The following is a 3309-nucleotide window of genomic DNA, read 5'->3' on the forward strand; positions in this document are numbered from 1 at the left end:
AGGATGAATCGATAGTCTTTATCGATGCAGTTCACCCAACCTTATTAACAAAAATATCTCATGGCTGGATACGTACTGGTCAGGCTAAAGTGATTGAAACAACGGGCAATCGTAGCCGATTGAACATTATTGGCGCACTAAACCTGTCAGATATTGGTGCCACCATCGTTCACGATTACGAGAGTATTAACAGTGAAAATATTGTTCGCTTTTTCTGTAAGTTAAGAGAGAGTTATCCATTAGCCCATAAGCTTCATATCATCTTAGATGGTGCGGGATATCACCGCAGTGACTTAGTCAAAGATGCAGCGTTTGTCCTAAATATCGAACTACATTATCTTCCACCTTACAGTCCAAACCTCAACCCAATTGAGCGGCTTTGGAAGGTAATGAACGAGCAGTCGAGGAATAACGTTTACTTCAAAAATAAACGAGACTTCAAGGAAGCCATCGATCAATTTTTTACTGTGACTCTTCCAGAGATCGCAGGTTCACTGACGTCTCGAATCAATGATAATTTTCAGGTACTCAAGCCTGCATTTTCAAGTTGATTGGGTATAGTCTAATGTTTCTCGATTAGGGCTTCCAAATGACAGCACTGAGTCATGAGTTAGATTAAACACGACACTGCGATCATCTATAAGCACATAAGACTTATCAACGGTTGGCTGAAAATTGGTCATCCCAAATGACATCAGTGCAAATGCCCCAGCACCGACAAGCGCCAAGGGGCCAAGTAACAAAACCGCAATAACACACACCGCAATCCCCACCCAAGCAAAACCACGCACGATTTTATAAGCCACCTCTGGGATCATATCTTGTTCTGTGTAACGAATACCCTGTGCAGTTAGGTGATAACAGCGATGTTTATCAGGTAAATATAGATACCTTGTCATCAACATCATCATCGTCATCGTCATCAAAACAAAAGCCACCCAAAACATGGGGGTGTCTACAGTAAAATCTTCAAGAATAAACCAAAAAAAAACAAATATTGAATAGTTGACAAAGAACGCCACTCCCCACCTCCACAGGTGTTCGTATTTGCCACCCAATCCTTTGTGCTCCCAAGAGTAGGCTACATCAGCGTTATAAAGTTGTTCCTTTAGAGACTCTATGCTTTGGTTATTCTTCATTGGTCTATTCTCACTTCAATAATACGAGTGCCAAATTCTTTTGGCGCAGGCTCTACGGTTAAATCACCTTGTTTTTTACCTGACGCTATATAGCCCAGTTGTTGATACTTTGAGGCTTGCCAGTTAAACGGCATGCTAACCAGTACCGTGATGGTATCATCCGTGGTGCCGCCGGTAGTCTGGCAATCGATATGAGAAAAGCAAAACTGATTTAACCTACAAACCTGTTAATAGAGTTCAACTTGCATTCTTCTAGTCTTGAATAAAAATAGGGTGTTTAAACATATCGTTCAATTTTGCTAGTTCCACATACTCGATATCTTTTTGACTCTCTAGGATTAGGGTGATGATTTTTTGTTTTTCTTCTATAGACGAACAGTAAAAATCTCTACGGCAGCAATACTCGGTGGCGGTATGACTGTCAATTCTAAACATAGTATCTTTCACTACGTTAAATAGAATTGGACTGTCAGAGAAGAAGATTTCGTGTTTTAGTACCGTTGGCTGAAAATTGGTCATCCCAAATGACATCAGTGCAAATGCCCCAGCACCGACAAGCGCCAAGGGGCCAAGTAACAAAACCGCAATAACACACACCGCAATCCCCACCCACGCAAAACCACGCACGATTTTATAAGCCACCTCTGGGATCATATCTTGTTCTGTGTAACGAATACCCTGTGCAGTTAGGTGATAACAGCGATGTTTATCAGGTAAATATAGATACCTTGTCATCAACATCATCATCGTCATCAAAACAAAAGCCACCCAAAACATGGGGGTGTCTACAGTAAAATCTTCAAGAATAAACCAAAAAAAAACAAATATTGAATAGTTGACAAAGAACGCCACTCCCCACCTCCACAGGTGTTCGTATTTGCCACCCAATCCTTTGTGCTCCCAAGAGTAGGCTACATCAGCGTTATAAAGTTGTTCCTTTAGAGACTCTATGCTTTGGTTATTCTTCATTGGTCTATTCTCACTTCAATAATACGAGTGCCAAATTCTTTTGGCGCAGGCTCTACGGTTAAATCACCTTGTTTTTTACCTGACGCTATATAGCCCAGTTGTTGATACTTTGAGGCTTGCCAGTTAAACGGCATGCTAACCAGTACCGTGATGGTATCATCCGTGGTGCCGCCGGTAGTCTGGCAATCGATATGAGAAAAGCAAAACTGATTTAACCTACAAACCTGTTAATAGAGTTCAACTTGCATTCTTCTAGTCTTGAATAAAAATAGGGTGTTTAAACATATCGTTCAATTTTGCTAGTTCCACATACTCGATATCTTTTTGACTCTCTAGGATTAGGGTGATGATTTTTTGTTTTTCTTCTATAGACGAACAGTAAAAATCTCTACGGCAGCAATACTCGGTGGCGGTATGACTGTCAATTCTAAACATAGTATCTTTCACTACGTTAAATAGAATTGGACTGTCAGAGAAGAAGATTTCGTGTTTTAGTACCGTTGGCTGAAAATTGGTCATCCCAAATGACATCAGTGCAAATGCCCCAGCACCGACAAGCGCCAAGGGGCCAAGTAACAAAACCGCAATAACACACACCGCAATCCCCACCCACGCAAAACCACGCACGATTTTATAAGCCACCTCTGGGATCATATCTTGTTCTGTGTAACGAATACCCTGTGCAGTTAGGTGATAACAGCGATGTTTATCAGGTAAATATAGATACCTTGTCATCAACATCATCATCGTCATCAAAACAAAAGCCACCCAAAACATGGGGGTGTCTACAGTAAAATCTTCAAGAATAAACCAAAAAAAAACAAATATTGAATAGTTGACAAAGAACGCCACTCCCCACCTCCACAGGTGTTCGTATTTGCCACCCAATCCTTTGTGCTCCCAAGAGTAGGCTACATCAGCGTTATAAAGTTGTTCCTCTACAAACTCTATACTTTGGTTATTCTTCATTGGTCTATTCTCACTTCAATAATACGAGTGCCAAATTCTTTTGGCGCAGGCTCTACGGTTAAATCACCTTGTTTTTTACCTGACGCTATATAGCACCAGTTGTTGATACTTTGAGGCTTGCCAGTTAAACGGCATGCTAACCAGTACCGTGATGGTATCATCCGTGGTGCCGCCGGTAGTCTGGCAATCGATATGAGAAAAGCAAAACTGATTTAACCTACAAACCTGTTAA

6 protein-coding genes are annotated in these 3309 nt (G+C 41.1%); 1 reads left to right on the plus strand and 5 read right to left on the minus strand.

Translation table 11 applies throughout. The features are described 5' to 3' along the window. Positions 1-551 (plus strand): IS630 family transposase (locus tag DA100_RS16675; protein WP_138973157.1); only part of this gene is annotated, 551 nt, incomplete at its 5' end. On the opposite strand, the gene DA100_RS16680 is transcribed toward DA100_RS16675, so the two are convergent. The 5 genes from DA100_RS16680 to DA100_RS16690 all read right to left on the minus strand — a co-directional run bounded on the left by DA100_RS16680 (position 543) and on the right by DA100_RS16690 (position 3077). Beyond that, positions 543-1139 (minus strand): hypothetical protein, encoded by a 597-nt coding sequence (locus DA100_RS16680; protein ID WP_138971698.1) that lies wholly within the window; start codon positions 1137-1139, stop codon positions 543-545. The genes DA100_RS16675 and DA100_RS16680 overlap by 9 nt on opposite strands. Then, the gene (locus DA100_RS21045) at positions 1136-1273 is read right to left on the minus strand and encodes a hypothetical protein (protein WP_171052172.1); all 138 of its coding nucleotides are present in this window, start codon (positions 1271-1273) and stop codon (positions 1136-1138) included. Before DA100_RS21045 ends, DA100_RS16680 begins: the two co-directional genes overlap by 4 nt. Before the next feature lie 118 nt (positions 1274-1391). Further along, positions 1392-2108: a hypothetical protein gene (locus DA100_RS16685; RefSeq protein WP_138973158.1), complete on the minus strand. Its 717-nt coding sequence runs from the start codon at positions 2106-2108 to the stop codon at positions 1392-1394. Further along, a complete protein-coding gene (locus DA100_RS21050) occupies positions 2105-2242 on the minus strand; it encodes a hypothetical protein (RefSeq protein ID WP_171052172.1) in 138 nt (45 codons plus the stop codon). The genes DA100_RS16685 and DA100_RS21050 overlap by 4 nt, the downstream gene beginning before the upstream one ends. Before the next feature lie 118 nt (positions 2243-2360). Further along, positions 2361-3077: a hypothetical protein gene (locus DA100_RS16690; protein ID WP_138973159.1), complete on the minus strand. Its 717-nt coding sequence runs from the start codon at positions 3075-3077 to the stop codon at positions 2361-2363. Positions 3078-3309: the final 232 nt, after the last annotated feature.

Origin of the sequence: Vibrio sp. Hep-1b-8, from assembly GCF_006124995.1 — a bacterium.
In the GTDB taxonomy this organism is placed as follows: Bacteria; Pseudomonadota; Gammaproteobacteria; order Enterobacterales; family Vibrionaceae; genus Vibrio.

Bases quoted from the DNA above. Each gene is read 5' to 3' on its own strand.
- DA100_RS21045 (WP_171052172.1), bottom strand. From the start codon at position 1,273: ATGCCGTTTAACTGGCAAGCCTCAAAGTATCAACAACTGGGCTATATA.
- DA100_RS21050 (WP_171052172.1), bottom strand. From the start codon at position 2,242: ATGCCGTTTAACTGGCAAGCCTCAAAGTATCAACAACTGGGCTATATA.
- DA100_RS16685 (WP_138973158.1), bottom strand. From the start codon at position 2,108: ATGAAGAATAACCAAAGCATAGAGTCTCTAAAGGAACAACTTTATAAC.
- DA100_RS16680 (WP_138971698.1), bottom strand. From the start codon at position 1,139: ATGAAGAATAACCAAAGCATAGAGTCTCTAAAGGAACAACTTTATAAC.
- DA100_RS16690 (WP_138973159.1), bottom strand. From the start codon at position 3,077: ATGAAGAATAACCAAAGTATAGAGTTTGTAGAGGAACAACTTTATAAC.